1 protein-coding gene is annotated in these 1,620 nt (G+C 67.2%); it reads right to left on the bottom strand.

Going from position 1 to position 1,620, the window contains the following annotated elements; all coding sequences use genetic code 11:
- The coding region (locus ACFOLC_RS16085) for a DUF6531 domain-containing protein (RefSeq protein WP_386760279.1) at window positions 1-1,618 on the bottom strand (1,618 nt) is incomplete at its 3' end.
- Window positions 1,619-1,620: the final 2 nt, after the last annotated feature.

Below are 1,620 nucleotides of genomic sequence, written 5' to 3'. Positions count from 1 at the left end.
CGAACTGCGTGCGCAGGCCCAGCGGGTCGATCACCGCCGTCGTGCGGCCGACCTCGTCGTACTCGAAGACGGTGACGCCGTCGAGCGGGTCGATCTCGCACAGCGGCAGCCGGTTCTCGTCGAACTTGACGATCGACACGTGGCCCAGCGAGTCGGTGATCTCGGTCTCGTTGAGCGTTCCGTCGTAACGGAACCGGTAGTCGTACAGGCCGCCGTCGCCCCAAGCGTGGATTACCCGCCACTGCGCGTTGTAAGCGTAATGGAACGACAGCCCGACCCGGTCGGTGTGCCGCACCAGGCGGTGCTGCACGTACTCGAAGGTGCGCGCCGCATCCAGCGGATCGATGGCCGCCACCAGATCGCCGGCGGGGTCGTAGGCATAGCGCAGCAGCGGGTGGCCGATGCCCGTGGCCGGGTCGTGCAGGGTCATCTGTTCGATGCGACCCTGCCTCGATTCCACTTCGATGAAGCGGCCCTGCAGGGCATTGCCAGCCTCGTCCGCCGTTCCGCTTTCGACGATCCGCAGCAGATGTCCGTCGCGGCGCTCGTAGTGCCAGCGGTTGCCGCACAGGTCCTCGACGCATTCGATCGGCAGCGCGCGTGCTTGCAGCGATGCCACTTGCACCGGACCGGCCGCGAAGCCGTAACGCAGCCCATCCTTCGTCTGCACCCACAGCCAGCTGTCCTCGCAGCTCAGGCGGGCGCCGTCGACAAACTCGCGCACCGCCTGTTCACTACCCTCGCCTGCCGGCAACTGCGGAAACAACGCGGCGCTCTCCACGTCGACGAACAAGACCCTGCCGTCCGGGTACAACTCCAGGCGGACGTCCGCCGGCGTCTGCCAGCCGTGGCCGCACACGCCATCGTGTTGATTGTTGGAACGGTACTGACGCGTCCAGGCCAGCGGCAAGCGCCCCGGAATCGCAAAGTCCTCGTGCGTCACCGACACGCTGCCGTCGCGGATGTCCACCGGCTCGGCGCGCAGCACGTTGCACTTCAGGAACCCGGGCGGCAGGCTCCCGAACAGGTTCTGCCGCAGCTTGCGGAACGCATCGGCCGCGCGGGTCGACAACCCGGTCTTCTTCAGCAGTTTGCCCAGCCCCGCCAAACCTGCACCCATCGCCAGCGCTGTCCACGACACCGTCGGCGCGCCGCCCACGTACACGTTGGTCGGAATCGCCAGGTTCACCGTCGTCGGCAGCAGCAGCGACAGTTTCGGCCGCTTCGGCTTGCGCGCCCGGAACGGCGCCACCATGCCGACGATGTTGCACGCCAGCACCGGCATCGCCACCCGCGAGAACGGGTCGCCGTCGGCCAGCACCGTGCGGCTGCCCATGAAGATTTCGTCGTCCCATTGCGGGCCCATCGGCATCTTCAGCGTCGGCATCCACGCCCCACCCACCGGAATGTGCAGGTCCAGGCCCATGCAGCCGGCCGTGGCGCGTTTGACGCCGTTGACGTTGATCGTGCCGCCGATCACCGGGATGTAGTCGAACGGGTCCAGCACGATGCCGATGTGTGGCGTCGGCAACGGAATCGGAATCGGCGACGGCGGGATCAGGTAGGTGTGGATGTCGATCCCGAGCTGGGGATCGAAGTGCTTGGCGGCGATCGTCATGT

Source organism: Lysobacter cavernae (assembly GCF_042648505.1).
Lineage (GTDB): Bacteria > Pseudomonadota > Gammaproteobacteria > Xanthomonadales > Xanthomonadaceae > Lysobacter_L > Lysobacter_L cavernae.
Note: the sequence above shows the minus strand (reverse complement) of the source record. Positions and strands in the feature narration are given on the sequence as shown.